The sequence below is a fragment of the Thermoclostridium caenicola genome (genome assembly GCF_900142095.1).
Taxonomy (GTDB): domain Bacteria; phylum Bacillota; class Clostridia; order DSM-8532; family DSM-8532; genus Thermoclostridium_A; species Thermoclostridium_A caenicola.
Genome location: NZ_FQZP01000106.1, coordinates 1 through 1,567 on the forward strand (window position 1 = coordinate 1; position 1,567 = coordinate 1,567).

The following is a 1,567-nucleotide window of genomic DNA, read 5'->3' on the forward strand; positions in this document are numbered from 1 at the left end:
AATTCATCATAATTGTATCCAATGTGGGCATATTCGCCTTTTTCTCCTTTTTCGTTTTCTACAAAACCTTCTTCAGTTTTATAAAAGCCTTTATCAGGTAAATCTTCGCGTCCAAAAGGAAAGTGAAATACTTCCGTTTTGTATTTCATTGATGTTTCGATATTGATTTTATAATTACCATTTGCCGATTCTGGACGAAATGGTCCATGACCAGAACACAAAATACTGTTTGATGCAATCATGATGATTGCAATAAGCAGAACCTGCATTTTTCTTTTCATTTTCTTACCACCGGCCTGGTAGTCCAATAATTAATGATTTTCACTTGATTTGCATCAGAATAATAATATGCCAATTCTATTCCGGTTTCTGGGACAATACCAAAGTAACTATCTTCTATCCATCCACCTGCATAAAAAACTTTCTGATACAACGGGAAAACAAAATCATAAAACGCTGTGCCTTGCGTTGGGCCATAAACAATCTGACAAAGATGTTTAAAGACTTTTTCGTATTTTTCTTGTGTCCATACGAAATCACGGTGGTTCATCCCGGGTTCCCACCCTTGTTTTGTTAAAAAATCAGGATCTCTTAGTGCTCTAAGTTTCCATTCATAATATGAAGGATTTTTTTGCTTTCCAGGAGCATACCTCTCTGCGTGATAGTTCATCTGGGGTTCTGCATAAATAATCAGCTCAATATCCGGTTTATAGATATCGCTGACAAGATGATATCCCAAAGACACAGATCCGCCGAAGAAATCATTATATGCAATACTGAAATAATTGCCGTTTTTGTTGGCATAATATGCCATGGTCTTGGCACACTCATACAGAAGTTCATGAATATCCGGATTGTACTTGTCCGACAGTAGCGTGGGGGTAGGCTTATCTGCTGTTCGCAGGTAGATCTTTCTATCCTCTATTTTTGCAATAGCATAGAAGTCCTCCGCATTCTCCCTGATATACGCCTCAAATTCCTCATCGCTCCAAACTTCTTCTGGAGATGTATAGACTGTCCTCTGTCCGGGTTCAAGCATCTTTCGGATTACTGCCGCTGCGGATGCACGTGTCAGGTTGCCGTTGGGATTAAACTTTCCATCCGTTCCGCCTACAAGAATACCAAGTTGATAGGCTTTGCAAACATATTCCCTAAGGTTTACCGGGATGCTGTCGTAATCCGCTATCCGTGACCTTATCTCGTTTTCATTGTAGGGTATATCTTTCTCTCCGGTTATCATGGGTAGAGAACGTATGATAATCCTGGCCATCTCGGCCCTTGTGATGGGTCGTTTGTAATCGGTAAACTCTCCCGGCTGTACAAAGCCCAGTTCCAGACCAATGGACACATAGACGTCCCCCCAGTATTTATCTGAAGGAACGACCACACCCTTGCCGGCAGCCGCTACGGCTATCTTGATAAACTGTTCCACCGTGAGGTTATCCAAGGGTCCGAAGTTTCCCGCGTATCCCACCATCAGTTCCCGCGGGTGGTTGGCGACATACTGGACGTGCTCGTAATACCAGGCCTCCCTGGGCACATCCTTGAAGCTCAATGCAGCGTGTGA

The 1,567-nt window shown here is 42.7% G+C and carries 2 protein-coding genes; both read right to left on the bottom strand.

Features of this window, described 5'->3' with window-relative positions:
• Positions 1-281: hypothetical protein (locus F3H12_RS13065; RefSeq protein ID WP_149679749.1), on the bottom strand; the 281-nt coding region annotated here is incomplete at its 3' end.
• A partial coding sequence (locus tag F3H12_RS13070; RefSeq protein WP_149679750.1) for an S-layer homology domain-containing protein occupies positions 278-1,567 on the bottom strand: 1,290 nt, incomplete at its 5' end. The genes F3H12_RS13070 and F3H12_RS13065, both read right to left, overlap by 4 nt.